Origin of the sequence: Neobacillus cucumis, from assembly GCF_002860255.1 — a bacterium.
GTDB lineage: Bacteria > Bacillota > Bacilli > Bacillales > Cytobacillaceae > Neobacillus > Neobacillus cucumis_A.
The window spans coordinates 1-25500 of sequence record NZ_PGVE01000048.1 but is presented as its reverse complement, the minus strand read 5'-3'; the positions used below and the strand labels follow the sequence as shown (position 1 = coordinate 25500).

The 25500-nt window shown below is 31.2% G+C and carries 38 protein-coding genes and 1 tRNA gene; 32 read left to right on the top strand and 7 right to left on the bottom strand.

Annotated features, from left to right (window positions below):
- The first annotated feature begins 14 nt into the window (after positions 1-14).
- The 7 genes from CVD27_RS12810 to CVD27_RS12785 all read left to right on the top strand — a co-directional run bounded on the left by CVD27_RS12810 (position 15) and on the right by CVD27_RS12785 (position 3330).
- Positions 15-105 (top strand) — tRNA-OTHER (locus CVD27_RS12810).
- 52 nt (positions 106-157) lie between these two features.
- Positions 158-862, top strand: a complete 705-nt coding sequence (locus CVD27_RS12805) for a hypothetical protein (RefSeq protein WP_101648300.1) — start codon at positions 158-160, stop codon at positions 860-862.
- A 75-nt stretch (positions 863-937) separates the two neighbouring features.
- On the top strand, positions 938-1330 hold the full coding sequence (locus CVD27_RS12800) for a hypothetical protein (protein ID WP_101648299.1): 393 nt from the start codon (positions 938-940) through the stop codon (positions 1328-1330).
- Between the two features lie 86 nt (positions 1331-1416).
- Entirely contained in the window at positions 1417-1554 is a 138-nt protein-coding gene (locus tag CVD27_RS28105; RefSeq protein ID WP_180960265.1) for a hypothetical protein, read from the top strand.
- A gap of 167 nt (positions 1555-1721) precedes the next feature.
- Complete coding sequence (locus tag CVD27_RS12795) at positions 1722-2063, top strand: hypothetical protein (RefSeq protein WP_101648298.1); 342 nt, start codon at positions 1722-1724, stop codon at positions 2061-2063.
- Positions 2064-2140: 77 nt separating this feature from the next.
- Positions 2141-2629: a CBO0543 family protein gene (locus CVD27_RS12790; protein WP_101648297.1), complete on the top strand. Its 489-nt coding sequence runs from the start codon at positions 2141-2143 to the stop codon at positions 2627-2629.
- Between the two features lie 278 nt (positions 2630-2907).
- Complete coding sequence (locus CVD27_RS12785; RefSeq protein WP_101648296.1) at positions 2908-3330, top strand: phBC6A51 family helix-turn-helix protein; 423 nt, start codon at positions 2908-2910, stop codon at positions 3328-3330.
- Positions 3331-3730: 400 nt separating this feature from the next.
- Here CVD27_RS12785 and sda read toward each other — a convergent pair whose 3' ends face one another.
- Positions 3731-3874: a sporulation histidine kinase inhibitor Sda gene (gene sda, locus CVD27_RS12780; RefSeq protein WP_101648295.1), complete on the bottom strand. Its 144-nt coding sequence runs from the start codon at positions 3872-3874 to the stop codon at positions 3731-3733.
- Between the two features lie 726 nt (positions 3875-4600).
- On the opposite strand from sda, the gene CVD27_RS28095 reads away from it, so the two are divergent.
- From CVD27_RS28095 to CVD27_RS12710, 16 genes are all read left to right on the top strand, one after another.
- Positions 4601-4867, top strand: coding sequence for a hypothetical protein (locus tag CVD27_RS28095; protein WP_180960263.1), 267 nt, complete (start codon positions 4601-4603; stop codon positions 4865-4867).
- A gap of 36 nt (positions 4868-4903) precedes the next feature.
- A complete protein-coding gene (locus CVD27_RS28090) occupies positions 4904-5041 on the top strand; it encodes a hypothetical protein (protein ID WP_180960262.1) in 138 nt (45 codons plus the stop codon).
- Positions 5042-5216: 175 nt separating this feature from the next.
- Complete coding sequence (locus CVD27_RS12770; RefSeq protein WP_219621307.1) at positions 5217-6827, top strand: hypothetical protein; 1611 nt, start codon at positions 5217-5219, stop codon at positions 6825-6827.
- A gap of 16 nt (positions 6828-6843) precedes the next feature.
- Positions 6844-8118 carry a phage portal protein gene (locus CVD27_RS12765; RefSeq protein ID WP_101648293.1) on the top strand — a complete coding sequence of 425 codons (1275 nt, stop codon included), beginning with the start codon at positions 6844-6846 and terminating at the stop codon, positions 8116-8118.
- Complete coding sequence (locus CVD27_RS12760) at positions 8111-8986, top strand: minor capsid protein (RefSeq protein ID WP_101648292.1); 876 nt, start codon at positions 8111-8113, stop codon at positions 8984-8986. Before CVD27_RS12765 ends, CVD27_RS12760 begins: the two co-directional genes overlap by 8 nt.
- A 125-nt stretch (positions 8987-9111) precedes the next feature.
- Positions 9112-9702: a DUF4355 domain-containing protein gene (locus tag CVD27_RS12755; RefSeq protein WP_101648291.1), complete on the top strand. Its 591-nt coding sequence runs from the start codon at positions 9112-9114 to the stop codon at positions 9700-9702.
- A gap of 36 nt (positions 9703-9738) precedes the next feature.
- Positions 9739-10551: a P22 phage major capsid protein family protein gene (locus tag CVD27_RS12750; RefSeq protein ID WP_101648290.1), complete on the top strand. Its 813-nt coding sequence runs from the start codon at positions 9739-9741 to the stop codon at positions 10549-10551.
- 63 nt (positions 10552-10614) lie between these two features.
- Complete coding sequence (locus tag CVD27_RS28085) at positions 10615-10773, top strand: hypothetical protein (RefSeq protein ID WP_180960261.1); 159 nt, start codon at positions 10615-10617, stop codon at positions 10771-10773.
- Positions 10773-11096 carry a phage head-tail connector protein gene (locus tag CVD27_RS12745; RefSeq protein ID WP_101648289.1) on the top strand — a complete coding sequence of 108 codons (324 nt, stop codon included), beginning with the start codon at positions 10773-10775 and terminating at the stop codon, positions 11094-11096. Before CVD27_RS28085 ends, CVD27_RS12745 begins: the two co-directional genes overlap by 1 nt.
- Positions 11093-11383 carry a hypothetical protein gene (locus tag CVD27_RS12740; protein WP_101648288.1) on the top strand — a complete coding sequence of 97 codons (291 nt, stop codon included), beginning with the start codon at positions 11093-11095 and terminating at the stop codon, positions 11381-11383. Before CVD27_RS12745 ends, CVD27_RS12740 begins: the two co-directional genes overlap by 4 nt.
- A gap of 26 nt (positions 11384-11409) precedes the next feature.
- Positions 11410-11817: an HK97-gp10 family putative phage morphogenesis protein gene (locus CVD27_RS12735; RefSeq protein ID WP_101648287.1), complete on the top strand. Its 408-nt coding sequence runs from the start codon at positions 11410-11412 to the stop codon at positions 11815-11817.
- Positions 11810-12196, top strand: a complete 387-nt coding sequence (locus CVD27_RS29135) for a hypothetical protein (protein WP_101648286.1) — start codon at positions 11810-11812, stop codon at positions 12194-12196. Before CVD27_RS12735 ends, CVD27_RS29135 begins: the two co-directional genes overlap by 8 nt.
- 15 nt (positions 12197-12211) lie before the next feature.
- Positions 12212-12748 carry a hypothetical protein gene (locus CVD27_RS12725; protein WP_101648285.1) on the top strand — a complete coding sequence of 179 codons (537 nt, stop codon included), beginning with the start codon at positions 12212-12214 and terminating at the stop codon, positions 12746-12748.
- Positions 12749-12811: 63 nt separating this feature from the next.
- On the top strand, positions 12812-13126 hold the full coding sequence (locus CVD27_RS12720; protein ID WP_101648284.1) for a hypothetical protein: 315 nt from the start codon (positions 12812-12814) through the stop codon (positions 13124-13126).
- A 65-nt stretch (positions 13127-13191) separates the two neighbouring features.
- Entirely contained in the window at positions 13192-13422 is a 231-nt protein-coding gene (locus tag CVD27_RS12715; protein WP_101648283.1) for a hypothetical protein, read from the top strand.
- On the top strand, positions 13422-15680 hold the full coding sequence (locus CVD27_RS12710; RefSeq protein WP_101648282.1) for a phage tail tape measure protein: 2259 nt from the start codon (positions 13422-13424) through the stop codon (positions 15678-15680). The genes CVD27_RS12715 and CVD27_RS12710 overlap by 1 nt, the downstream gene beginning before the upstream one ends.
- A 188-nt stretch (positions 15681-15868) precedes the next feature.
- Here the strand turns inward: CVD27_RS12710 and CVD27_RS12705 are convergent, their stop codons facing one another.
- Positions 15869-16222, bottom strand: a complete 354-nt coding sequence (locus CVD27_RS12705) for a DUF898 family protein (RefSeq protein WP_101648281.1) — start codon at positions 16220-16222, stop codon at positions 15869-15871.
- Between the two features lie 66 nt (positions 16223-16288).
- Here CVD27_RS12705 and CVD27_RS28080 point away from each other — a divergent pair, with 66 nt between their 5' ends.
- Complete coding sequence (locus tag CVD27_RS28080) at positions 16289-16534, top strand: hypothetical protein (protein WP_180960260.1); 246 nt, start codon at positions 16289-16291, stop codon at positions 16532-16534.
- Positions 16535-16649: 115 nt separating this feature from the next.
- On the opposite strand, the gene CVD27_RS28075 is transcribed toward CVD27_RS28080, so the two are convergent.
- The 5 genes from CVD27_RS28075 to CVD27_RS12685 form a co-directional block, all read right to left on the bottom strand.
- Positions 16650-16886 (bottom strand): hypothetical protein, encoded by a 237-nt coding sequence (locus CVD27_RS28075; protein ID WP_180960259.1) that lies wholly within the window; start codon positions 16884-16886, stop codon positions 16650-16652.
- Complete coding sequence (locus tag CVD27_RS12700) at positions 16861-17076, bottom strand: hypothetical protein (protein ID WP_101648280.1); 216 nt, start codon at positions 17074-17076, stop codon at positions 16861-16863. The genes CVD27_RS28075 and CVD27_RS12700 overlap by 26 nt, the downstream gene beginning before the upstream one ends.
- Positions 17077-17189: 113 nt before the next feature.
- Positions 17190-17336 (bottom strand): aspartyl-phosphate phosphatase Spo0E family protein, encoded by a 147-nt coding sequence (locus tag CVD27_RS12695; RefSeq protein WP_101648279.1) that lies wholly within the window; start codon positions 17334-17336, stop codon positions 17190-17192.
- Between the two features lie 179 nt (positions 17337-17515).
- Positions 17516-18292, bottom strand: coding sequence for an AlbA family DNA-binding domain-containing protein (locus CVD27_RS12690; protein WP_101648278.1), 777 nt, complete (start codon positions 18290-18292; stop codon positions 17516-17518).
- A gap of 49 nt (positions 18293-18341) precedes the next feature.
- Positions 18342-18575, bottom strand: coding sequence for a helix-turn-helix transcriptional regulator (locus tag CVD27_RS12685; protein ID WP_101648277.1), 234 nt, complete (start codon positions 18573-18575; stop codon positions 18342-18344).
- Between the two features lie 285 nt (positions 18576-18860).
- Between CVD27_RS12685 and CVD27_RS12680 the strand changes: the two genes are divergently transcribed.
- The 8 genes from CVD27_RS12680 (at position 18861) to CVD27_RS12645 (ending at position 25329) form a co-directional block, all read left to right on the top strand.
- The gene (locus CVD27_RS12680; RefSeq protein ID WP_101648276.1) at positions 18861-20150 is read left to right on the top strand and encodes an FtsK/SpoIIIE domain-containing protein; all 1290 of its coding nucleotides are present in this window, start codon (positions 18861-18863) and stop codon (positions 20148-20150) included.
- Positions 20122-20679: a replication-relaxation family protein gene (locus CVD27_RS12675; RefSeq protein WP_257984352.1), complete on the top strand. Its 558-nt coding sequence runs from the start codon at positions 20122-20124 to the stop codon at positions 20677-20679. Before CVD27_RS12680 ends, CVD27_RS12675 begins: the two co-directional genes overlap by 29 nt.
- A gap of 12 nt (positions 20680-20691) precedes the next feature.
- Positions 20692-21177 carry a hypothetical protein gene (locus tag CVD27_RS12670; RefSeq protein WP_101648274.1) on the top strand — a complete coding sequence of 162 codons (486 nt, stop codon included), beginning with the start codon at positions 20692-20694 and terminating at the stop codon, positions 21175-21177.
- Positions 21174-21443: a hypothetical protein gene (locus CVD27_RS12665; protein WP_101648273.1), complete on the top strand. Its 270-nt coding sequence runs from the start codon at positions 21174-21176 to the stop codon at positions 21441-21443. The genes CVD27_RS12670 and CVD27_RS12665 overlap by 4 nt, the downstream gene beginning before the upstream one ends.
- A gap of 82 nt (positions 21444-21525) precedes the next feature.
- Positions 21526-21957, top strand: a complete 432-nt coding sequence (locus CVD27_RS12660) for a hypothetical protein (RefSeq protein ID WP_101648272.1) — start codon at positions 21526-21528, stop codon at positions 21955-21957.
- A gap of 553 nt (positions 21958-22510) precedes the next feature.
- Positions 22511-23467 carry an HD-GYP domain-containing protein gene (locus CVD27_RS12655; protein ID WP_101648271.1) on the top strand — a complete coding sequence of 319 codons (957 nt, stop codon included), beginning with the start codon at positions 22511-22513 and terminating at the stop codon, positions 23465-23467.
- A gap of 422 nt (positions 23468-23889) precedes the next feature.
- Positions 23890-24138, top strand: a complete 249-nt coding sequence (locus CVD27_RS12650) for a hypothetical protein (protein ID WP_101648270.1) — start codon at positions 23890-23892, stop codon at positions 24136-24138.
- Between the two features lie 54 nt (positions 24139-24192).
- Entirely contained in the window at positions 24193-25329 is a 1137-nt protein-coding gene (locus CVD27_RS12645) for a site-specific integrase (RefSeq protein ID WP_101648269.1), read from the top strand.
- Positions 25330-25500 lie beyond the last annotated feature (171 nt).

Sequence of the window (25500 nt, the reverse complement as noted above, 5' to 3'; positions counted from 1 at the left end):
GCTTTTTTTATTTTGGGGCTGTAGCTCAATTGGTTAGAGCATATTCGGTTTTTAACTCTCCTTTTATCCCGAATAGTTTACAGGTTCGAATCCTGCTCAGCTCCTTCAGATAATTATGTTATAATTCACTTATATTCCAAAAAATGGAGTGATAAGCTTGGGGAATGACTTATCTTTACCGGATAGTATTATTAAGAATACGATTAAGGAGAACCTGCTAGAAAAATATGAAAGAAATACGTTGATTAGAGGACTAATTCAAATTGTACCTTATGGTGGTTTAGTTGATAGTATTTTAACAACCTCCTATAATAATATATTAGTTGATCGTGCAAAGACTTTTTATGATGAATTAGGATTAGGTAATATTGAAATTACACCGGAAGTAATAAAAAATGAAGACTTTTTACATTCATACTTTGCTACTTATAAAGCAGCTCTTTACACAAAGCAAAGGGAAAAAATAAGATTTTTTGCAAGGTTACTTAATAACGGGATACTTTCTGACTTTATTAATAATGTCGAAGAATATGATGATTACTTAAAAATACTGGATGAGTTAACTTACAGAGAAATTTATTTACTGAATACTTTAAAAGTAATGGAAGATAGAACCAACGATTCAGATTTGAAAGAATTAATTCATTGGCAAGAGTTTTCATCCCAAATTACTAATGACTTAAGAATTTCAGAAGAAGAATTAAAATTATTTCTTATCAGATTAAGTAGGACAGGATGTTTTGTAGATGTATTAACTTTTGCTGGATTGGGTGCAAAAGGTTACACATCTATATTGTTTAAGACTCTTTCGAAATTAATTGAAATAAAAGATGAAGATTTGGTCTATTTTCAGAGAAATTAATTTTTATGATAGGGAAATTTACTCCATCTGTCGAATATTGGTAAAGCGACTAATATTTGATATGGAGTGAAGATTATGTCTGACAATAAATTAACATTGCAAGATTTAAGAACAAAATATCAATTTGATAAAAAACTTAGAAAATATTCGGATAGACATTATTCTAATGATAATAGTGTCTTCGGTAAGGTCACTTCGAACATTGATGTAGTGCAGCATCGTAACTATTTGGTAAATACTTTAGAGTATTATAAAAAAATCTCTCCATTAGTCCGTGATGATATAAAAGATGTTGAAGCGGCTATGGCAAGATATGAAATAGCTGTACGAAAAGTAATTCAAAATTTTGATAATCAATATTCGAATTTTGAATATGATGCGGAAGAATTGAATGAACTTATTGAAGATGTTTTTACCCAACAGGAGAATGTTAATAAATTATTGTTTAGAAAATTAATGCAAGATTAAGGCACTCGTTTTAGAGTGTTTTTTTGTTTGTGAATTTAAATAAATCCTGCTCAAAAATCATTAATTAATGGATAGGAGAGGTTAAAATGTTTAATCAGAGTTTACATGATAGTATTTCCGCAATTCAACAAAAGCAGCATGAGGATAAACAGTGGAAAGAGGAAATTTTATCTGTATTGAAAAGTATTAATGAAAAGCTAGATAAATTAACGGAGGGTAAATAATGCTTATTACCTTCCAAATTATTTTAGTATTAATGATGGTGCTATATGGGATGGCTTTGTTATCTAATGAAATATTAGTGACGAATGATGATAAAAATAGATATTTGTCCATTGTATTAGCTTCAATTATTGCAATGACAATTACATTCTTTATTTAGGTTAGTATCATGCCTATTCGTCTTACTCAGTGTGATAACTGCCCCGCACAATTCAGAGTTAAGGAATTCAATAAGCAATTTATCGGAATGTATAAGGACAAACCAGTGTTCCATTGGAATTATGTTTGTCCTGTTTGTAATCATGTACATACAGTAAGAAATTATAACGAGTTTGTTAATACATATTTTGATAAGGTTATCAGTATGGAATTTTCATTACTGCTTAATCGTAAGGATGAAGAAAAATATAAGAAATTATCCGATGAATATAAGATTGCTAAGGATGAATTGGAAAAAGTGAATGAAGAAGTTAGAACTTATTTGTTCATAAAAGTAAATAAATGTCAATAAGTAATTTATTCCAATTTGAAGGAATATTCAACTATTTGTCGAAATAAGTAACTAGACAAATAGGGGGTGTTAAGTAATTGCCAAAAGAACAAATAATTGAATTATCTTCAAGTATTATTGCGTTAGGACTTCTTTTATTCAGTGTTCCAAAAAGTAAAATTAGGGAAGCAGCTATAAGTTTATTATTCATGCAATCATTAAATTGGCTTCTTAGTGGAATCACAGTGGAATTAAAATTAATTTCTTATCCAGTTCGCTTTTTTAGTTATGCTTTTCGTACATGTTTCACATTTGAATATATTATTTTTCCTATTATCAGTGTGGTATTTAACCTTTACTTTCCAAGGAATGGAACATTAATTAAGAAGATATTCTACATAATTTTTTATCCAACAGTTTTAATTATTGGTGAAGTAATCGTTGAAAAATTTACCGATAATATAGAATACCTCCATTGGAATTGGTTTTTAAGTTGGAGCAGTATGTTAGTGTCATTGATTATTACGTATTCATTTTATAGATGGTTTTTTATTAAATACAAAAAGATAGCTTTGAGCACTCGTTAATGAGTGCTTTTTAATTTGTTTATTTATTAAAGGAGGAATTAAAAATGGCTGATAAGAGATTAGATTTATTAAGTGAAGCATATGACACTATGGTGAATGAAAATGAAAAAACAAAATAGTAATTCTCAGAACACCTAGTTAAAAGTCCTAGGTGTTTTTTATATTGTTTAATTAGAACTGTTTATAAGACAACAAAAATACAATGTTGGGGTGTTACCCCTCTTTTATGTTCGATTTTAGAATGAATTAATGTTCAGAAGTTAGGGGTGAAAACTAATATGGAGGATAAAGAATGGAGTATTAAACAAAAGGATGCTCAGTTATTGTTAGCTATTGGAAACCTTGATAAACAAGAGATAGCATCCAATGTGGGTATAAGTAGGACTACTCTATGGACATGGGAAAAGAATCCTGAGTTTAAGGCAGAAGTGGACAGGATTAAACAGGATACTGAAAATTTTGCCATGAGACTTTATTATAATAACCTGATCAAAGCTGTTAATAATGTGCAGCAATTAGGCGATAACGCTAATAATGAGATGGTAAAGCTTAATGCAAACCTTGAGTTTATCAATAGAATACTTGGTAAGCCATCCAATAATATCAAGCTTACAACTGAAATAGACAATACTAAGACAGTGAGTGAGGATGTACTGGAAGCTGAGTTTGTAGAGTTCGAACAGGACAATGACGGTGAATAAAGTATTGTATATTTTATAATTGATCACAACATTTATTATCAATCTATTATCAATTAGATTGTGGGGAATATTGAAAATGAATTGCGAAACGATGGATAAAGCAATGGTCTAATTGATAACGTTGGTATGACAATGTTTGTAATTAATTATTGGTTCATAAAAATATTATTTTACGTAATAAAGTACCTTTTTACACATTAAAATCGAAATTTTAATTAAATATATTTACAATTATTATAAATAAATATTAATACAAACGATTTTATTTTTATTCAATAAAAACTTCATACCCCCACCTTCTGTTTTTAAAAATATATTAAAGGGTAGGGGTAACATAGAAAATTATTTAAATAAAAAATAAGAGTTTGGACATTGAGTGATCAAATAAAAAGACTAAGTTTTAAAAACTAGTCTCTAATAAAAGTTCATATATGTCTCTTTTTATTATTTCATCCAGCAATAACTTTTGAAATGAATGATCTAAGTTGAGTTTGCAAGCTTGTAAATAAGAGTCAATTAAGAATTCATTTGGAGCGTTTTCCATTATTTTTCTTTCTCCTCACACAAAGATTACTAAAATAATTTAGCAAAAATTGAAGAGAAATTCAACAAAATTTTTACCCATTTTTTAAAGAAAAATATTTTTTAAAATATTTCTACAAGTTCGGAATCAAAAAAAATCCAGCGAATAGCTGGATAAAATAAGGGATGCACCATACATTGGGTAACAATTCTTATTTTAAACAAGATTTATTTAATGAATATTAAGTAAAAGTAAATATTAAGTAAAACTTTTATCCATCATGATTTTATTAAGTTTGGAAAAGAGGACAAAAAAAGATCCAGCAGATAGCTGGATTAAGAGGTCTTTCGTAGTAATTTAACCTTCAACGAATACTTTACACTTTAAGTTTGTACTAGGTATTAATAAAACGTAAAATTCATGTAAACTCCCTTAAAACAGGTATTTTAACTCCTTTTGGCAAAATTATAGTCAGGAGGGATTATAAATACGTGAAAATATACTCGAAGAAAAAATATCTAGATTTATACTTTCAGTTAAGCAATCTTTGAATGATGAAAATTGGTATGCAGCTTTAACATTATCTTTAACCTTACCAGATATATGTGGTAGGCTGGAGTTTCCCGACAAAAGCTCTTCAAAAAGATTTATCCATTGGTTTAATGATTATCTTCTTGATAAATATACTCGAATTAACAAATGGGGAACACATATATTTTTAAATGGTGAAGATGCTTATGCTCTAAGGTGCGCATACCTTCATCAAGAGAAGTAAATATTGAAGATCAATGGATACGGAAAGTTCTTTCTGAATTCACATTTGTCGTTCCACCTAAAAACGGTTTTCTTATACACTGTAATCAATTAAATAATTTACTGCAATTACAAGTTGATATCTTTTGTTTAGATATATGTGATGCCATAGAAAGATGGATAAATGATGTAAGCAGTAATCTTGAAATTCAAAATAGATCAGAAAAGTTGATGTCTATTCAAGAAATAATTGATTTTTAATTTTGATTATTCCTCTTAGGACTTTGGAGGTATCTAATGAAAAAATGGTATTTAGAATTAAATATCGATGATGATTTATACGGAAAATTAAAGAAACTAATTGAACAAACAGGTCAAGATGATGAAGAACTTGTTATAAAAGCACTAAAAGAATATGTAGAAAAAATCATTTAAATTTAATTCCATATTTGGACTTTTTATTTTGTCCATTATTCATTAATAAATTTTCTTCACGGAGGTGAACAGAATAGCAACGAAACAAATTGACGTAATTAATACAAAAGAGAATCGTCAGCTTCTCTTTAAATACTTGTCTAAGTTTTACGGATCAAATAAGGCAAAGGAATTAATGTTAAAACATAAAGATAATCTATTCGAATTCAATGGTCTTGCTTATTCACTCGGCAAACGCTCCATTGAGTTTTTTTGTGTCTATTTCCTTCAGGATACCTTTACACCTAAACCGGATAATCAGGCAAGGAAACTGGCTCCTATCCATTATGAGATATGGAATAACCTAGAGAAAATGTTTATTTCAGATTCATTTGATAAGTTAGAGTTAGTCATGCCAAGGGGAGCAGCAAAGACAACAGTATGTGATTTTGCTTTATCCGTATGGGCACACTGTTATAAATTATCCATTTACACTCTTGTTGCAGGTAAAACAGAGCAAGATTCCATTGAATTTATTCGGGAAACTAGGAGAGCATTTGAAGAAAATCCATACATTAAACATACCTTTGGGGAATTGATAGATACTCGGAAATATACGGTCAATAAGTTGGAATTGGAATTATCCAATATATCTAAAATTCAAGCTATTTCTTCCACATCCTCAATGCGTGGTAAAAAATTTAATGGAAATAGACCATCCTTAATCATTGCAGATGACTATCAATCAAAGAGTGATGTAATCACACAAGAAGCAAGGGATAAGAAGTATGATACATGGCAACAAGACTCTGTTTATGCTGGTGATAAAGCGGTAATCCGTAATGGTAAAAAAGTAAAAATGGCTACAAAGTTTATAGTGCTCGGTACAATATTGCATAGGGATTGTTTTATTTCTCGATTATTAAAGGATCATTCGTATATACATATATTGGAGAAAGCTATCTTAGTGGATGATGTAGACCAATTATTTAATACTGGATTTTGGGAAGAGTTTAAAAAAATCTATTTCAATCCTAAAGTTGAGTTAGCCCAGGAACATGGAAGAGAATTTTACTGTAACCATGAGGAAGAAATGAAATATCCTGTTTTGTGGGAAGACAAGTATGATTGTTTGGACTTGGCATTAGATTATTATTCTAATCCTCAAGCGTTCAAACAGGAAATGCAGAATGACGCTTCAAAGATTGGTGAAAAAGCCTTTCATCAAATTACTTCTATGCCTAGAGAAGAGATTGAAAAGGAAACATTCACAAATACAATCCTTTGTTGTGATCCAGCTGTAGAAACAAAAGCTAATAATGACTATACAGCCTTATTAGTCGGCTCTAAAAGTACTAATAATTTTAGATGGGTTCGTAAAGGTTTAATTAAGCGGTTAGCCTTTGACGATTATATAGACAAAGTAATTGAATTACTTGAGGAATATGAAGATATTAATACGATTTGGATTGAAAAAAATACTTTCAATGGAGCAGATAAACGTGAGATTGAAAAAAGTATTCAAAAAGATATTAATTTAAAGAGTCGTAGAATATCTATCGTCAATGAAAGACAAACCAAGAATAAAGAAGCAAAGATTAGAGCAATTTCAGGAAAGATTGATTCCGGCTTTATTATATTTGCTGAAGAGGATAAAGATTTTATAGACCAGATTCTTGCTTATGAGGGTGAAAAGTTTACTCTTCATGATGACGCTCCCGATATTACAGCAGAATTTGACCGTTTAATTGATGAATTAAATATACCAAGAGACATTAAATCCATTCCTAAAGAATGGCTTTTTTAGTTAGGAAGGTGAAAAAGTGAATCAAGATGAAATCATATTAAAGCTAATCGAAAATATTGACTTACATAAACCACATCATACCAAATTAAAGCACTATTACGATGGTAAACATGACATTCTTTTTGAAAAGGGAAAATCTGATCCAACTAAATCAGATATGAGAGCGTATTTTAACTATGCACATAAGATGGTACAAAACCAAGTAGGATACATATTAGGTAAACCAGTGAATTACACTTCAAAAGGTGATAATAAAGAGTTTCTTAATTTAATTGATTATTATTTTAGTCCTTGGGAAAAGGAACATAATATAAATCTTAAATTAAAGAGTGCTATTCATGGATTTGCTTATGAAGTTTCTTTTATTAATACAAATGGGGATTTCCAGTGTACACATTTTAGTCCTTTAGAAATGGCAGTTCTACATGATAGTTCTGTGGATTCAAAAGTAAGTTTAGCAGTAAGAAAATATAAACTACAATTTGATGACACTGAATATGTCGAGGTTTGGGATAATATCAACTACACAAGATATTCTAATTCAGGTCAATTAGCATTACTTGAACGAAAACCACATCGTTTTTCACGTTGTCCAGTTCGTAAATTAAAGAATAATGATAATGAGAAAAGTACATATGCGGATATTATCAAGATTATTGATATGTATAATGCACTCCATTCGGTTTCTGTGCAGGAAATGATGGACTTTAGAAATGCTTATTTAGTATTAAGTAATTGTGAATTAGATCAAGAAACGGCTCAGAAAATGAAAGAAAATGGAATTATAATTCTTCCAAATGAAAAGGCAAAAGCGGAATGGTTAACTAAAAATCCAAACAGTCAGTTCTTCAAAGATTTATTAGACAATCTTAAGGATGAAATTTATATCCAATCAAATCAAGTAAATCTAAACGAGTCATTCCAAAGTAATACTTCAGGAGTTGCTATCCGTTTGAAATTACAGGAATTAGAAAACCAATCAGCAATTGCAGAATCTATTTTTGAACGAGTTTTAAAGGATCGTTTAAGTTTCTTCTGTGAGTTTTTGAAGATTGCCGAGAATAAAGAGTATGACTTTAAAGATATTAATATTGCCTTTACTCGAAATGTACCTGTTGATGAAGCTTCGATTGTTACAATGGTTCGTGAGCTACAAGGCATTGTTCCTCAAGAGGAATTATTATCTTGGTTGCCTAGAATTTCAAATCCAGCAGTTTCCATTAAGAAATTAAAAGAAGAACAGGATAGTACAGGCATAAATACTGATTTAATGAGTGGTTTAAATGGCTAAGTTTGAAGATGATTTTCTAAATTTAGTTGATAGCATGTTTAATTTAACTGATGAGCAGCACAAAGAAATCATACAAGCTTATAAAGGTTCATTGGATAACATTCAAATACTTATCGCTAAAATATTTATGCAATATGCAGTTGATGGAAAGTTAACATTGGCCGATTTGAATAAGTACAATCGACTTGTATCAATTGAACAGCAGATAAAAGAGGAAATTAAAAATCTTGGTGGTATTGAAACTAAACATTTTAATACTATTCTTACAGAAGTCTATAAACAAACGTATTATCAAACAGCTTTCACATTGGATACAATCACTCAAGCAGTTATTGATTTCGCCTTATTAAAGCCTGAATTCGTAAAAGAAGTAGTTGCTTTCAACTGGTCAGGAGTTCCATTTTCTGAAAGAATATGGGGCAAAAATGATGCTTTAGTTAAGGCTCTTAGAACCGAGTTAACTCAAGGCATTATTCAAGGTGATAGTGTAGATAAGATGGCTCGAAGGATCAGGAAACAATTTAATACATCTGTTTACAATTCGCAAAGACTAATGAGGACAGAAAGTGCAAGGGTTATCTCTTCTGCACAAGAAAAGATATATCAAGAAAGTGGAGTAGTACAAGAATTAATCTACACTGCGACACTTGATAATAAAACTTCTGAAATCTGTCGTAGTCATGACGGTAAACGATGGAAAATAGATGATGATACTCGGCCGAAGATTCCAGCTCATCCAAATTGTCGTTCATGTTGGATTCCGGCAGTTAAGAATTATCAACCTAAGGTAAGAAAAGACAATGAAACTAAGAAAATCATTAAGTACAAGAATTATAAAGACTGGTCAAAATCTAAAGGTATTAAATAATTAAGTCACTTTATAAGTGGCTTTTTATATTGTCTTTTTTCTTGTTGAAGACGGAATAAAGAACAACTGGAACAAAAATACAACACTTTATGGCTCGCACATAGAGGGTTACGGAGGTATAGAACATGAATTTAGAAGAAATTAAAAAGTTTTTTGAGGAACAGAAAGATAATGAGGATGTAAAAAGCTACTTACAGGGATTATCACAAGTAACACCTGATGGGGTTCAAACATTTCTCGATTCCGAAGATGGGAAGAAATTACTTCAACCTAGGCTAGACTCGTATTTTACAAAAGGGCTGGAAACTTGGAAGAGTAATAACCTTAAAAAGTTAGTGGATGAGGAAGTTAAAAAACAGAATCCTCCAACTAATCCTTTGGAAAAACAACTTGAAGACCTTAAAAGAGAATTACTTCTAAAAGATTTAAAGGCAAAGGCGAAGGATGTTGCTTCTGAAAATAAATTGCCTTTGAAAATTGTTGATTATTTTGTTGGTAATGATGAAGAAAGCACAATTGCAAACTTAAAAACATTGCAAGAAGTGTTTGATACTCACATCAATGAGAGAGTACAAGAACAATTAAAAAGCGGTGGGATTAATCCTGCTCAAGGTACTACACCACCAACAATTACAAGAGAACAATTAAAGGGGATGACTGCTGAAGAAATTCAAAAGTTAGATCCAAAAATAGTAAATGAAGCATTGAAAAACTAAAAAAACTAAAATTAGAAAAGGTAAAGGTGATAAATAATGGCAGTAACAACATTCATTCCTCAAGTATGGGAAGCTAAACTATTAACAAATTTTCATAAGGCATCTATCGCAGATGTAATTACAACTCCTCCAACAGAAATTAAAGGTAACAAGATTATTTTCAATCGTGTCGGTGCAGTAGCAGTTAAAGATTATGCAGGTTCAGTATCTTTTGATGACTTAACAACTGCTTCCACTGAACTAGATATGGATCAAAAGAAATACTTTGCGTTCAAAGTGAAGGACGTAGATAAGGCTCAGGCGGCAGGCGAATTAGTTGATTCACATACTGCTGAAGCAGCAGCTACATTACAAGAGACTGTTGACCGTTTTGTATTTGGTTTATATGCTGGTGCTCATGTTGAAAACGTTATTGGTACAGATGCAGCTCCTAAAGCAATTGATAAGACAAATGCTTATGACTATGTTGTTGACTTAGGTACTAAATTATCTCAAAAGAAAGTTCCAAAAGCTGGACGTTATGTAATTATTAATGCAGCATTTTTGGGATTACTTTCTAAAGACGCTCGTTTCACTAACCAACCGGTAGTTCTTGAAAATGGTGTTGTAGAAGGTCAAGTAATTAATGGTATGCAAGTAGTTGTATCTGAAGAAGTTGCAAATGTATCTGGAAAATATAAAGTACTTGCTTTGCATAAGAGTGCAGTCGGTTACGGAAAACAAATTGACGAAACTGAAGCAATGCGCCTTGAAGGTGACTTTGCAGATGGTGTTCGTGGACTTATGGTTTATGGTGCTGAAGTTCTTCGTCCTGAAGCATTAGCAGTATTAACAGCTACTATTGCTTAATCTAATAATTTAATAGACGAGTAGGGAATTTCTCTACTCGTTTTTTATAGTGAGGTGACATTAATGTTTTTTAAGAATTTAGATTCCGGTTTAGTGTGGGAAGTAGTTGATCCTGACCATATTAAACGGTTAAAGAATCATAATAATTATGAAGAAGTAAAGCCAAATGAAACTAAAAGGTCTAAAAAGGATAAGCAGTCACCTGAAAAAGTGGGTGAATAATGTTGGAAGACTTAGAACAGTGGGATATTATTGAAAAAGCAAAATTAATTTTAGATATGCAATTAGATTCAAATAATGATACTCTTTTTGAATATTATTTTCAGAATGCTATTGATTTTATATATGATTATTGCAATGTTTCAGAAGTTCCTACAACTTTATATACAGTCGTTAGTCAAATGGTTGCTTTTCAATATAGACAAAGGGGTATTGAAAATGTTCAATCTGAAGGTAAAGGAAGTTTAAGTCAGTCTTTTTTAACGGAATATCCACCTAATATCATGAATCGATTAAACCGACATGCAAAGGTGAAATTTCTATGAGATTAAGTAAAACTATTTATATCATTGAAACTGTACAAAGTGATACTCCTTCAGGTATGGACGAATTTGACCGTCCTATTTATGAAGATATTCCAACAAAAACACCTTTTCTTGCTGAAGTTGAACCGTATTCTTCAAAGATGGCTGAACAAAGATATGGTGTAATGGTAGAAGTTTCTAATCGTGTTTTCTGTCTTCCTAATGACAAAATTAGGATCAAATCAATCATTGAATACAATGGACTAGATTTTGAAGTAACTGAGTTTACTGCATATGACAATCATTAAGAAGTCCTCATTAAGAAGGTGAAATAATGAGTCGTTTTCAGGATGCCATTGAAGATATGAAACGAAAAAGACAGCAAACATTAGAGGATATTGCTATTTTTGTAGAAGCAGAAGCAAAGCAACGTGCTCCAGTAAAAACTGGCGATCTTAGAAGAAGGATTACACATGTTACACAACATGATGATAATATTAATCGTGCGAAAGTAGGAACTAATTTAGAGTATGCCCCTTCAGTTGAGGAAGGGAGTAATCCTCACTCAATTAAACGTAAGGATGGAAAACCTTTGAAAATAAGGATTGATGGAAAATGGGTTACGGTGGATGAGGTTAACCACCCAGGAACACCTAAACAACCGTTTATACGTCCAGCAATTGAAGAGAATGTAGGAGAAATTCAAGACAGAATCAAAGGGGGCATGGGTGTAAATGATTAAAACAGTTCTTAAGTATATATTGTCCGACCAAAAATTATTAAGTTTAGTTGGATACACCGATAAAAACAAGCGTATTAACTCCTATGAAGCTTTCAATAATGAAGATCATCCTAACATTGTATATGAGGTTTCTCCATTTCTTGCAAGTGAGGGAACTACTCAATATCGTTGTGATATCCGTGTAACAACTAAAGATGTTTTATTGTTGGAGTCTATTTCAAATAGGCTTCTTTTTTTATTTCATAAGAAAAAAACAGGTGTAAAAATCAATGAAACAATCATTTATTCTTCAAAGCATGCAGGTGGTAGTGGAATTGTTTTTTATCCTGATTACGAAGTTTTCGAACAAACGTTAACTTTTAATATTAAAGCTAATTAGAGAGGGTGTTTATAAATGGCGGTAGCAGAAGATACTTACCTTTTAGGTAGTGGAGATTTATTTATTGGTGTCGTTTCCCCAACTGCAACGGAAACAGAAATTAGTGTAGCTTTATCAAATGTAGGGGCAATTAGTGGAGGTGCAGCACTAACATTTAAGCCTTCATTTTATGAGGTTAAATCAGGTAATCGTGGGACTATTGCAAGTTTTAAAACTGATGAAGAAGTTACTTTTAAATCAGGTATTTTAACTTGGGATTTGCAAAATATTGAGAAGTTAAGTGCGGCTTATTATTCAGAAGATACAACAAATGGAACAAGACGAGTAGGTGTAGGTGGAATGAAGAACATTCCTATTAACTACCTTCGATTTGTACATACAAAGCCTGATGGTAAGACATTAACAGTGAATGTTTTTAAAGCACAGGCTCAATCAGGTTTCGAATTAACTTTTGATAAAGAAAAGGAAACTGTAATTGATGCAGAATTCAAAGCCCTTGCTGTAGTAGGTAAAAACGATGGGAACTTAGTTGAAATCGTTGAAGAAATCTAATGATTTAGGGAAGGGTAAAACCTTCCTTTTTTGATTGTCCAAAATTAAAAGGAGTGAAAAAGAATGTCAGAAATTATTGATTTAGATTTATTAGTTAATGAACCAATTGAATTTAAAATTGGTGGAGAAATTTATAAAATGTCAACTTCTTATTCAACTGAAGATATCCTTAACATTTATCACTTAGAGCAACAAATGAAGAAAACAAAAAAAGAGGAAGAGCAACTAAAATTACACGACAAAATTATTTTTATTCTTTTCTCTCAGTTAAATGATATTGATGAACAGTGGGTTAGAAAATTACATCATACCCAAAAGATTGCAATTATGAAGCATTATAGGGAAAGAATGAACAAAATCAGTTCAAACCCAAACTAACTTTCCCTTCTCTCCCCATAGTAGGTAATGAGAAGGGAAATCAGGCTATTGAAGAAAGTAGAATAATGCCCAATATAGCTTATTTACAAAGAAAAACTAAAATGAGTTTCAAAGAGATAATGGGACTCCCTTATACTGTTTATTTATCTCTTTTAAGAGAAAATCAAATTATGGATTTGAAACAAACGGAAGAAGGGCGAGATTATTTAGCCAAAGTAGAACGATTAAAAGTAACTACTCCTGATTTTGGTAAGTTGAGTAATTTAAGTGGTTTTAAAAAGGCAGGTGAAAAATAATGAGTGAAGGTGCTTTTGATTTAGGATCATATGGTGCAGAAATCGTTTTGAATACTTCACAATTTGAAACAAGTATGCAAAATGCAGAGCAACAAATGACTAATAACGAGAATAAAACAAAAGGGTGGGCTGGAAATATCGGAACAATTGCAACTGGTGCGGTAGCTGGTTTAGGACTTGCATTAGCAGGAGCAGCGGTTGCAGGTGTAAAGATGGCAGACGATTTAAACAAAGCTTTAAACGGTTTGCAAGCTTCAACAGGTGCAACTGACGAAGAGATGTCAGGGATGGAAGAGAGCCTTAAAAATATATACAATAATAATTTTGGTGAGAGTTTTTCTGATATCGCTGAATCTATGGCATTGGTTAAACAGAACACTGGTTTAACAGGTGAAGTCTTAGAAAAAACTACACAAAATGCTATAATGCTTCGTGATACATTTGGAAAAGACATTGAAGAGACAACTAGAACTGCTAACGGTTTAATGAATCAATTTGGGTTAACTTCTGAAGAAGCTTTTAATCTTATGGCACAAGGTATTCAAAATGGTGCAGATAAGAATGGAGACTTCTTAGATAGTCTAAATGAGTACGGGGTGCAGTTTCAACAACTAGGTTTCGATGCCGAGCAGTTCACTAATGCGCTTATAGATGGGGCAAAAAGTGGAGCGTTTTCTGTTGATAAAGTCGGGGATGCAATGAAGGAATTTAACATTCTTGCAAAAGATGGATCAAAAACATCTGCACAAGGATTTCAAGCATTAGGACTTAATGCAGAGCAAATGACGAAACAATTTGCGGCTGGTGGTGATACAGCACAATCAGCTTTTAATAAGGTTGTATCTTCATTATTGAATATGAAAGACCCTGTAGCACAGAACGCAGCAGGAGTTGCTCTATTCGGTACTCAGTTTGAGGACTTAGGAATTGAAGGTATTAGAGCCTTTTCTCAAATTGGCGATAATGCTTCATTAGCTAAAGATGCTCTAGGTAAAATTAATGAAGTAAAATATAATTCCCTTGGAGAAGCTTTTCAGGGGATAAAAAGAAACCTATTGACTGGTTTGCTTGAACCTATGCAAAAGAATGTACTTCCATTACTTTCTGAATTTGCAAATTGGTTTACTGCTCATTTACCACAGATACAAGACACTATGTCCACTGTATTTAGTGCAATTGGTGGTTTTATTACTGGTTTTGTTAGTGTAGTAAAATCAATTGTTGCAGCTTTCCAAGAAACTGAAACTTCTTCTGGCTCATCGTTTGGAAAAATAAGGGATACTATTTCAACTATTCTAGGAACTATTAAAGGTATTATTACTGATATCATGGGAGCTATCCAAGTAATTTGGCAGAAATACGGTGATGATATTATGAATTTTGCTAAAACTGCTTGGGAAGGTATCTCACAGACTATTTCAGGTGTTTTAGAGGTTATTCGCGGTGTTATTAATACCGTATTAGGAATTGTTACAGGTGATTGGGAGAGAGCATGGAGTGGTATTAAGCAAATATTTGGAGGTGTTTGGGATGCTATCCAAGGGATTGTTAATACTGGTATAAATGCTATTAAGGGGGTTATTAATTCAGTATCCACTGTAATAAGTAATACGATTTCAACCATTTGGAATGGAATTAAAACATTTTTCAGTAATACAGTTGGTTCTATTTATGATTCAGTTAAGGGTAAATTTGATTCTATGGTTTCAACTGTATCTGATATTTTTGACAGCATTTGGAATAAGGCTTCAACTATTTTTGGAAAAGTTAAAGATGCTATTACAAACCCAGTCCAAACAGCAAAAGAAACAGTTTTAGGGATAGTTGAAAAAATCAAGAATGCTTTTGATTTTGATTGGTCTTTACCTGATTTAAAACTTCCTCATGTATCAGTTTCAATGAAGAAAACTTCATTGGGTATTCCCTATCCTGATTTTGATGTTTCATGGTGGGCAACTGGTGGTATTGCGGATAGAACAATGCTCTACGGGGTTGGTGAGGCTGGTAAGGAAGCGATTATTCCTCTAGATAATCCTGCTTATATGGCTCCATTCGCAGATGCAGTATTTGACAGGATAATATCAAGATTTGGCTCTGATTCTGTATCAAATAATACATCTAATCAACAATTAACATTACATAACAACATTACTTTTAATGTTCCAAATAAGTTAGATAAAAGGGAAATGGAAAGAGTTTCAGATTATATATTCGGCTCTATTGAAAGAGGAGTCAATATTATGGGCGTTAAAATGTAAAAAAGCCTTCCAAATGGAGGGCTTTATTTAAACAGTTTTCCTATAAATTTTCCTGTAGTCTTACCGACTATTCTTCTTTCTAATCTCTGACCTACTTTTCCTTTCTTTACTGCGTTAATATTCCTAAAAATTTTAGCAGTTGATATAAAATCTTTCTAATTTTATTTATGGTCATTTTAAATTCCCCATTAATCTGCAAACACAGTATGTTTAGTTTTCCATTTCTCCATAGCAATAAATAACCAAAAACTATAGATTCCTAAAGTAATAATCGTTAATAACCACCATTTAATCCAATTCCCAAATAATCCGATTGCTGAACCTGTGAACTGTAATCTTCTTCCATTAATCACAGTATGTCTAGTTTTCCATCCTAAAATCATTGTGATTGACCAAGGATAACAAATTCCAAAGGTACAGACCGTAACTAAAAAACCTAAAATAGACCAACCGATATACTGTAATAATCCACCATCAAAATAAGACTTACTTTCTGTTTGTGCTACATAATTTTGATTTACATTTACTGTAATTTCACTCATTGTAATTTCCCCCTATTTTTCTTTTTATCTAGTCCATTTGAATTTTATTATTAATACGAGAAAAGTATGGCAAAGTTTCAAAAAATATGTCATCAGCTAGACACAGACAAATGCATACGGTTACATTATGATAATATAAAACTATTGGATGTGATAACTATGACTAAAATCCCTGTAATATTTGAGGGTAAAGATTATATTATGCTTCATCAATATTCATCAGGATATTGTGAAATAACTGAAGAAGGAGCATCTTATAAAGAAATAAAACTTGTTCATTTTTCTGAATTGATAATTAAACAATTAATATGAATAATTTCTGTTCTATAAGAAAAGATATATTTACCATGAGTTACCGTTTTCCCTTCACAACAAAAGCCCTTCTCAGTTGAGAGGGGTTCTAATTTTTTTTCTTTTTCCTGCCATGTTATTTATTATAATGTAGTCCTATATTTTGTTTTAATGATTCTAATGCCTCTTCAAAAGTCCGATTGGATAGCTGGTTACCTCCTAATATGTTAAGCATGGTTGCTAAATGAGTTGAACTTATATTATCGACATTTTGATTATTTTGAAAGTCCCTTTGCCTTTTAAAATGTGGTTCAATCAACAAACGCTCTGGACAATTACTTCTTATTTTACTCGCAACATTTTTTATATCCATCTCCAGCTTTCATAATGTGTTTACCGGGATTTTCTCTTTTAAGTCTTCTTAACATCTTTTTATCTTCCAGTTCTCTTTTTACTTCCTCTTCATTTATCCTTCTGACAGTTTCCTCGATTGTATCAGCAGCTTCAATGAATTTGTCTAACCAAGGTAAATACACAAATGTTTGCTTTTCTCCTACTTTCATCTAATCACTTCCTAATTATTGGATACTTTGTTATTTAGACAGAAAATGACAAATACCTTGTGTCATATTTGTGAAATAAAAAAAGCCCTTTCTTAATAGAGAGGAACTTATTTTTATACACCCATTTTAATGTTTATCAACTTATCTAATATTTCACTTAGTTTTATAGTATCAGAAGCAGTTAAACCCTGTGACATACCAACTTCGATCAATTTCATTCTGATTACTTCAATTGTTTTACATAACTCTTCACTGCTCAATTCTAGTACCCCTTTTTTTTACAACGATGGTACTATTTTACCAAATGAAGTTTATTTGAATTGTGACAAATTTATGAACATTTTAAAAGGTAAATTATTATTAAGTATAATTAATTTTTCTTGTTTCTACAATTCTTAACCAATTGATTTATATTTTGATAACCATAGTACATTTGTTATTATTCTAATATTTCTAAGATCTCTTCGATTTTTCTTTTCTTCTTTTCTATACATCTTGAAATATACAAATTAAAGGATTCTGTAGGGTATGATCTATTTATTACTTTGTTATAAATTCCAAGTTTATTTATATTTTCAAATGGTGACTTCATTTCATATTCACTAATATTCGTATATAGTATTTTTAATTGTTGCAGGTGTTCTTGAAGATCTAGTGATGAAAGGTCTGAGTATACACTATGTACTCTTTTGATGATCATTTGTTCGATTTCATAATTATTTGCTTCCTCAATCGAAGCGTTTCTTCGAATATAAATTCGATTTGTTTCAATACCAGTTGTTGGTCTTTTAGAGAGAAATGGAATATATCTTTCTTCATTTAGAACATAAATGATAAAAAATAATTTACCGCTTAAATTTAAATATACTTCATGTTGTGGGTATCTAATAATTTGAGAATCAAATTGTAACTGATCAGGAATAATATTTCTTAATTTCCTTTCTAAATCAGTTGGATCTTCAACGTCTGTTTCGTTAAGTCCGACAGCTTCATTAGTATCATCTGTTATTCCAAAAACTATTGTACCCCCACCGGAATTTGCCATTGCTAATATCAATTTTGCCAATTTGTGAACTTCAATCATACTTTCCTTGAAATCAAGTTCATTTCTCTCTCCATAAAATTGCTCAAGCAATATCTTAAAAGATCCTATATCTAATTTATTTTCATCATTAACTATTTCAAGAAATTGCTGGTTACTAAATCTATTTATCATTAATATTCCCCCATAATTGAATCCTTCTTTTTAGTGACAATAATATTTATTAAGAATTAAAGAAATCATCCCTATTTACATTATATCCCATATTCTTTAATGCACGTTGGATTTTAGTCCATGTTTCTATTCTAGGGCTATAATCAGGATCACTGCAAATATTTGAAATTGTTGTCCTTCCCACTTTTGAATTCTCAGCTATTTCACTTTGAGTTAATCCTTCTCTATCTACCCATTTTCCGAATTTGCTCCTTGTTTTACCTAGACCAAAAAAACTAAACATGATATTCCACTCCTAGACAAGTTTTGTTATAAGTCTTGTCTAAAAATCCCGTTTTTAAACTTAGAGAAAATATTTTTACTTAAGGCAACAAAGTGGAATAATGGACAATCCATGCCCCATACCTTTTAATATACCAAATGAATTTCCACCCCAACATACTTCCAAGGAATATTCCAAAAGTAGAATTTTCAATACTTTTGACAGTCTTCTTACTCTTCTATATTGGTGTAACTACTTACCTTGTAAGTATCCAGAGGTGGCGTTAATACGAAGGAGGTTTCAACTATGATTTTTGAAGTGGTGACAACAACAATTTTTGGAGCAATTTCATTAAAAGCTTATCAAGCGAAACTTGGGGTAGGGAACGATTCAAAAAAGATTAATAAGGTATTCGCTCTTAGTGGTCTAAATGTAAAAGATGGTAACCAAACTTTAACAACACAGTTAATAAGGAAAAAGAACCATGATTGGGGGATTGAGTATCGTTATCGTATCCCTTTAGGTAGAAGCTTTCATAATTATTTAAATAAGAAAGAAGAAATTCAAGCAGCAGTTAACGTCCGGTCAATTAAGATTCAGTTTAAAGATATAAGAAAATATTTTAAAGATTTAAAGTTTGATAAGGAGTTAATTTCTAATATTAAAGATATACAGACAAAAAAACTTACAGGTAACAAAGAAATTGAAATGGAATATGACGGAGTGTTAAAAATCAAGGTTTACAATACAGCAATGACTAATGATTTTAAGTACACGATAGACTTACTTGAAAAATGTAACGGTTGGGAAGTTCCTATTGGCATCACAAGGACAGAATTAATTAAACATGACTTTGATAAAGTGTACAACATGATTATTGCAGGAAGTCCGGGATATGGTAAATCGGTTTTATTAAAAAATATAATAACTAGTCTAGTTATTCGTAAACAAAAGGATGTAAAACTAACTTTAATTGATTTAAAAGGTGGTCTTGCATTTAATCGTTTTAAAAATTTAGATCAGGTGGATACTGTTGCAAAGACTCCTAGCGAAGCACTGACCGCATTGAAAAGTGTAAGAGATAAATTGGTTAAGATGATTGACTATCTCTTAGAAAATGGCTATGAGGACGTAAAGGAAGCAGGTATCAAGGAAAGATTTTTCTGTATTATTGATGAAGCAGCAGATTTATCTTTTGAATCAGAAGCCTTAGAAATTGTAAAAGACATTGCTAGACGTGGAAGGGGAGCAGGGTTTCGTTTGATCTATGCAACCCAATATCCAACTAATGAAACCTTACCTTCACAAGTTCGTCAAAACTGTGATTCGAGAGTATGTTTCATGTTGCAGACAAACACAGCAAGCAGAGCAGTTTTAGATGATAGTGGAGCAGAGAACTTACCCTTAATTTTAGGGAGAGCAATCTATCAAACTGACAGGAATGTTATTGTTCAAACTCCACTAATTGAAAATAAAGACATTGACGAATGGATTAAACCTTTCATCATAGAAAAAAAGGAGGGGGTAAACATTGAAACCTCTAAACAAAAGGCAGGAGCAGATACTTTTGTCATTAAAACGACTAGATTATCTTGATCGTGACCAACTAAATAAAATTCATCGATTAGGCACAATCCGCAATACTAACCGTATCCTTCAACAATTGTCCTCCTATTTAGAAAAATACCGTGAAGATTATTCCACAATATTTTATCTTAACAAAGAAGGCAGAGAGTATGTTGCTTCTGAAAAAATAAGAAAGAAAACTAACTTTGTTCAACATGTAATTATGAGAAATCAATTCTACATTTATGCAGGTTTTCCTTCTGAATGGAAAAATGAAATGGAATTGAGTGATGGTGAATATAAAGTGATTTGTGATGCTTGGTTTAAAGCAAAGGGGAAATATCACATTCTTGAAGTTGATTATCAGCAAACCATGAAGGAAAACAGAAATAAAATCGAAAAATATAAGGGCTTATACAAAAATAAATCAATGGAAAATAAATTAGGTCATGTTCCACCATTAATATGGGTTACAACAACAGAATTAAGGAAAAAGAAACTTGCTGAGTTATGTAAAGGATTACTTTATGGAGTGTACACAATTAACGACATCAAATAAGGAGTGATTCTAATGAGAACTTCAAAGAGAATCAGTTTCAATGAATTTATGTCTGGTAATTATAAAGTGAAAGAAAAACAAAGAAGACAAAATGTCATAAAAAATACAACTAAATTAGCAAGTGCAGCTATCCTTCCCCTCGCAACTTGTGGAGCAGTAGGAACGCTTGGATTTGCAATGAAGGCTTTTGCGGCTACAACAGGAACAAATGCAGTTGTTGCAAGTGCACCAATTGCAGTTGAAGTAGGAGCAAAAGAGTGGATGAGTCAACAGAGTCTAGATTTATTGACACATGTACTTGATCCATTAGTTGATATTATGGTTGCTCTAGCCTTTCCTGTAGCATCTGTAATTATTGTAGGCTCTTGTTTCTTCTTTATGTTTGACAGGGCAGAAAAGGGCTTTGATACAATAATGAAAGCTGGATTAGGTTATGTTCTTATTCAGGTATCTCCACTTATCTTAGACATTCTAAAACAAGTAGGTAATGCAGTATGATTAAACGCAAAGCCGATGTCAAAGAATTTATCTATGGTTTTTGCTTACATGCTAAATGGGATGGTAAAAAATTTTACTTTGTAATTAATCTTCCTGAAGTAACTATTACTTTAATGCAATATACTGAAGGGTATTTTACCATTCATAGAATCAGTGAGTTATTGTGTGATATATATGAGATACCTATAAGTGAAGGTGAAATAACTAATCTAATTTGGAAATATCGAAAGTATATTAATCAATCAACAAGGGTAACTGTTAGTTAAGAGTGGCTATTCAGCACTCTTTTTTCTTTTTAGATTTTTATTTATGGTAAAATAATTAAAAAAAGTAAAAAGAAGGTAAATTATGCAAGAACAAACTAAAAAAGATATTAAGGAATACTTTATGAAAAAATTGGATAACGAATTAAATGTACTAGATGTATCTATTTTTCAAGAGATTAGAAGGGTAATGGAGGAAGCTAGTAGTAAGGGCATCCTGAGATCAGGTATGACATTAAACGGCATTGCCAATACCATTATAGATAACACAATAAATTCGTGTAAAGATAAACTAAGCTTAATTGATGAATTTCAAGATTATTTGAAGTTTAATATTCCAGAGAAGCAATTGGATGAAATCGAGGGGATATTTGTTACATATTATGTTCCTTTCTTAAAAAATAAAGCTGAAAATACTTATGTTAATCACTCTAAAGATTTATTTGGTGATACAAATCTAAATATTACAGAACAGTTTAAATTTGATAGTTCTGTTCAAAATATAAAAATAAAATAGATGATGTAAAAATAAAGAACCGTTTACAAAAAGATGATCCGAGTGTTCGGTTATCAAAGTATTCTAACTTAATATCGTTAATAGCTTTACTTGTAGCAATTTTAAGCTTAATTGTTAGTAAATAACTTCACATTATTAACATATATTATTGGGAGGGGCTATTTAGTTCACTCTTTTTTATATGAGGAAAAAGTTTAAAAACAGATTATTTATAAAAATTAATCAAATGAGATATTTCTCAATAATTTTAAATGTTTTACTTTTTATAGAAATATTCTTTATTTACAAATTTTATGTTATTTTACTATTTATAACATCGGTATAGTGAAAACCTTAATAATTATTAACTAAACTTATAATACAAAAAGAGAATCCCCTTATACTTCCATAGAATATTCTACCATTGATAAAGCTGATACTTCATTCCTTAAAATAAACGAACAGATATTGTAGTTATTTTAGGTATAGAAAAATTCCTTTATATTTTTTAAGTCGATTCCCAAACATATACGCATAAGCTAATTATTTAAAATCAATTACAATTGGAGGAATTATGGTCAGTATTATTTCTAAATTGTTAATGAATCCTTATTATTTTCGCTACGCTTTTTTCATCCTATTGATATCCAGTATTATACTTAACAGATATATTATTCATGATAGTAATTTTTATATATTATATATTTTTTCAACAATATTTTTAGGTATTGGCTTCTTTAACAAATCGAATTATTTTTTAATTACTTTTACCACAATAATCGTATTGTGTAGGTTTTATCTTATTCCAGATGCATCTGCTAATATAGGAACGTTTCTAATATATTTATTCACTTACTATTTAATAACCTATATCTCAGTTGGATTAATGAAGAATCTTCAAAAGGTTAAAAAAGATAATTTAGAATTAGTTAATTCCCTTTCCAATGCTCTAGATTCTAGAGATCCCTATACAAATCACCATTCCGAAAATGTAGCAAGATATGCAGTTGCAATTGCTAAAGAGATGAATTTATCTCAATCCGAATGTAATAGTATTCATGTAGGTGGACTTTTACACGACATTGGAAAAATTGGTATCCCGGAACAAATATTAAAAAAACCTGAAAGATTAACCAATAAGGAGTATGAATATATAAAGTCTCACACAACAATGGGTTTTAAAATGCTTAAACATGTATCCAGCTTTAAAGATAATGGGATTTTGGATATTATTTTATATCATCATGAAAGATATGATGGGAAAGGGTATCCATCAGGACTGAAGGGAAATCAAATACCTCTTGCTGCTCGGATTATTGCTTTAGCTGATACCTTTGATGCCTTGACTTCCAAACGTGTTTATAGAAATGAACTGGATTTAGATTATACACTTAATGAGATTAGAAAAAATAAAGGGACTCAATTTGATCCAGAAATTGTAGATGTTTTTCTAAGCCTCCTGGATTCAACTAACAACGATTTATATAAGTTAAAGGAAAAATACATTAATAAGGGCTGGGAGATATCTTAATCAGTAAGGATGTTGGACATGAAGAAAATTAATTGAAAGAAAATAAGTGTTTTATGAGTGACCAATTTTAGGTCGCTCATTTTTTTATGCAAAAAAGACCCTTGACCAAAATGATCAAAGGTAAAAGGTGCTTAGTGGTATAGGCTAAGCAAATTAATTAGGAGGTCTAAACTCCGAAGAATTTAAACATAAGTAAATATTATCATTGTCTGAAAATTGTTTCAACTTTTTAAAGCGTTAATGTATTAAAAAGAACGATCATTATCAACTTATTTCATATTAAATATGAATCTATTATCAACTTAATTCTTATTAAAAATATTTTTATAGTTTAATGGTATAAAATTTACAATCAAAGGGGATAAGGGATATTAGCATCAATAGACAAGCTTATATAAAAATCCACTGTGGAGGTGCCTTTTATGCCTAAAATTAAAAAAGAAAAATTAAATCAAACAAAGTTAATGGGAGAGGTTGAAAAAGTTCATTTACCACGTGATAAGAAAGGGAGGTTCGTTTCATATACTGAGGAAAAGCCAAGGTCAATTAAATTAGTAAAAGTTAAGGGATCATATGGAACGTTTGTAGTTAAAGAAAAGCTAATTCCGGATGAAGTTAAAACTACGTTGTTTGGAATAGCGTTAATTGGAATACTTCTAGCAGTATTTTAAATTGTGGTAAAATAGATTCATACAGACAGTTAGGAGTCACAGGAGGCTCCAACGGTGAAAGGTAGTATCAAGAAGGATAACAAGACAGGGAAATATTATTTTGTAGTGGACGTAGGCAAAGATACTACTGGTAAAAGGATACAAAAGAAAAGAAGGGGATTTGAATCAAAACAAGATGCTGAACTTGGTTTAGCAAAATTTCTTTCAGAGTTTAATAAGGAAGGAAATATTTCAAAAATAGATCCAGATATAAGCTTTGGCGAGTATATGGAAGGTTGGTTTATCGAAAGGAGAAATCTAATCGAAAGAACTACTCTAAATAACCAAGTTGCTTTTTATAAGTGTTATATAGCATCCTTCTTAGGAAGTAAGAAATTGGGTGAGTTGTCACCTATTATCCTCCAGAACTTTGCAAATGATTTATTCAAATCAAAAAATTTAGCAGCAGGAACGATTCATAAAATATTTGACGTTCTAAAAGTTTCACTAAGGAAAGCAGTAAAATTAAAGATAATAAACGAAAATCCATGCATGCATGTTGAGTTGCCCAAGATACGAAGAAAAGAAATGCAAGTTTGGAATCTACAACAGGTTAATAAATTTCTAAGTGAGGTCAAAATCATTAGAAATTCTGATCAGTTTTTTACTGCGTATTTATTGGCAATTACCACAGGGATGAGACAAGGGGAAATATTAGGACTAAGATGGAAGGATATTGATTTTGATAAAAAGTTGATATTTGTTAAACAAATATTAACCCATGATGGAAAAGAATTGAAAAGTGGTACTAAAACAGTAGCTGGAACCAGAACAATTAGTATTTCAGAAAATGTTTGTGTTCAACTTTTAAAAGCAAAAGAAAAAGTTGAAAACGATAAACAGTTGCTTGGTCACAAGTATATAGATAATGATCTAGTTGTATGTACAAAAAAAGGATCAGTAATACAACCTTCTAACTTATTGAAGACTTTTAAGAAAGATACAGAAAAAATCGGATTACCATTATTAAGATTCCATGATTTAAGGCACACCCATGCAACCATGCTAATAGAACAGGACATTAACCCAAAGATTATTCAAGAACGTTTAGGGCATTCACGAATTGGTGTAACCTTAGACATTTACTCTCACGTATTACCAAGTATGCAACAACATGTAGCAGACAAGCTTGATGAAATGGTGATAATTTAAAAAATATGTGACCGATTTTGTGACCATTCTTGAATTAAACTTCGATGAATAGGGATATCAACGTTATTTTCCCCTTCGTGCCTGGAAGGCGGTGAAATAATGTCAACGAAGAATATCGAGGAAAAGCAGTATTTGATTCGGTTTAAGTGTGATACAAAGTCTCATTTGACG

Excerpts from the sequence above, each read along its gene's own strand:
- CVD27_RS12800 (WP_101648299.1), top strand. The coding sequence starts at position 938 with ATGTCTGACAATAAATTAACATTGCAAGATTTAAGAACAAAATATCAA.
- CVD27_RS28105 (WP_180960265.1), top strand. The coding sequence starts at position 1,417 with ATGTTTAATCAGAGTTTACATGATAGTATTTCCGCAATTCAACAAAAG.
- CVD27_RS12795 (WP_101648298.1), top strand. The coding sequence starts at position 1,722 with ATGCCTATTCGTCTTACTCAGTGTGATAACTGCCCCGCACAATTCAGA.
- CVD27_RS12785 (WP_101648296.1), top strand. The coding sequence starts at position 2,908 with ATGGAGGATAAAGAATGGAGTATTAAACAAAAGGATGCTCAGTTATTG.
- sda (WP_101648295.1), bottom strand. The coding sequence starts at position 3,874 with ATGGAAAACGCTCCAAATGAATTCTTAATTGACTCTTATTTACAAGCT.
- CVD27_RS28090 (WP_180960262.1), top strand. The coding sequence starts at position 4,904 with ATGAAAAAATGGTATTTAGAATTAAATATCGATGATGATTTATACGGA.
- CVD27_RS12770 (WP_219621307.1), top strand. The coding sequence starts at position 5,217 with ATGTTAAAACATAAAGATAATCTATTCGAATTCAATGGTCTTGCTTAT.
- CVD27_RS12760 (WP_101648292.1), top strand. The coding sequence starts at position 8,111 with ATGGCTAAGTTTGAAGATGATTTTCTAAATTTAGTTGATAGCATGTTT.
- CVD27_RS12755 (WP_101648291.1), top strand. The coding sequence starts at position 9,112 with ATGAATTTAGAAGAAATTAAAAAGTTTTTTGAGGAACAGAAAGATAAT.
- CVD27_RS12750 (WP_101648290.1), top strand. The coding sequence starts at position 9,739 with ATGGCAGTAACAACATTCATTCCTCAAGTATGGGAAGCTAAACTATTA.
- CVD27_RS28085 (WP_180960261.1), top strand. The coding sequence starts at position 10,615 with ATGTTTTTTAAGAATTTAGATTCCGGTTTAGTGTGGGAAGTAGTTGAT.
- CVD27_RS12745 (WP_101648289.1), top strand. The coding sequence starts at position 10,773 with ATGTTGGAAGACTTAGAACAGTGGGATATTATTGAAAAAGCAAAATTA.
- CVD27_RS12740 (WP_101648288.1), top strand. The coding sequence starts at position 11,093 with ATGAGATTAAGTAAAACTATTTATATCATTGAAACTGTACAAAGTGAT.
- CVD27_RS12735 (WP_101648287.1), top strand. The coding sequence starts at position 11,410 with ATGAGTCGTTTTCAGGATGCCATTGAAGATATGAAACGAAAAAGACAG.
- CVD27_RS29135 (WP_101648286.1), top strand. The coding sequence starts at position 11,810 with ATGATTAAAACAGTTCTTAAGTATATATTGTCCGACCAAAAATTATTA.
- CVD27_RS12725 (WP_101648285.1), top strand. The coding sequence starts at position 12,212 with ATGGCGGTAGCAGAAGATACTTACCTTTTAGGTAGTGGAGATTTATTT.
- CVD27_RS12720 (WP_101648284.1), top strand. The coding sequence starts at position 12,812 with ATGTCAGAAATTATTGATTTAGATTTATTAGTTAATGAACCAATTGAA.
- CVD27_RS12715 (WP_101648283.1), top strand. The coding sequence starts at position 13,192 with ATGCCCAATATAGCTTATTTACAAAGAAAAACTAAAATGAGTTTCAAA.
- CVD27_RS12710 (WP_101648282.1), top strand. The coding sequence starts at position 13,422 with ATGAGTGAAGGTGCTTTTGATTTAGGATCATATGGTGCAGAAATCGTT.
- CVD27_RS12705 (WP_101648281.1), bottom strand. The coding sequence starts at position 16,222 with ATGAGTGAAATTACAGTAAATGTAAATCAAAATTATGTAGCACAAACA.
- CVD27_RS28080 (WP_180960260.1), top strand. The coding sequence starts at position 16,289 with ATGGCAAAGTTTCAAAAAATATGTCATCAGCTAGACACAGACAAATGC.
- CVD27_RS28075 (WP_180960259.1), bottom strand. The coding sequence starts at position 16,886 with ATGGATATAAAAAATGTTGCGAGTAAAATAAGAAGTAATTGTCCAGAG.
- CVD27_RS12700 (WP_101648280.1), bottom strand. The coding sequence starts at position 17,076 with ATGAAAGTAGGAGAAAAGCAAACATTTGTGTATTTACCTTGGTTAGAC.
- CVD27_RS12690 (WP_101648278.1), bottom strand. The coding sequence starts at position 18,292 with ATGATAAATAGATTTAGTAACCAGCAATTTCTTGAAATAGTTAATGAT.
- CVD27_RS12685 (WP_101648277.1), bottom strand. The coding sequence starts at position 18,575 with ATGTTTAGTTTTTTTGGTCTAGGTAAAACAAGGAGCAAATTCGGAAAA.
- CVD27_RS12680 (WP_101648276.1), top strand. The coding sequence starts at position 18,861 with ATGATTTTTGAAGTGGTGACAACAACAATTTTTGGAGCAATTTCATTA.
- CVD27_RS12670 (WP_101648274.1), top strand. The coding sequence starts at position 20,692 with ATGAGAACTTCAAAGAGAATCAGTTTCAATGAATTTATGTCTGGTAAT.
- CVD27_RS12665 (WP_101648273.1), top strand. The coding sequence starts at position 21,174 with ATGATTAAACGCAAAGCCGATGTCAAAGAATTTATCTATGGTTTTTGC.
- CVD27_RS12660 (WP_101648272.1), top strand. The coding sequence starts at position 21,526 with ATGCAAGAACAAACTAAAAAAGATATTAAGGAATACTTTATGAAAAAA.
- CVD27_RS12655 (WP_101648271.1), top strand. The coding sequence starts at position 22,511 with ATGGTCAGTATTATTTCTAAATTGTTAATGAATCCTTATTATTTTCGC.
- CVD27_RS12650 (WP_101648270.1), top strand. The coding sequence starts at position 23,890 with ATGCCTAAAATTAAAAAAGAAAAATTAAATCAAACAAAGTTAATGGGA.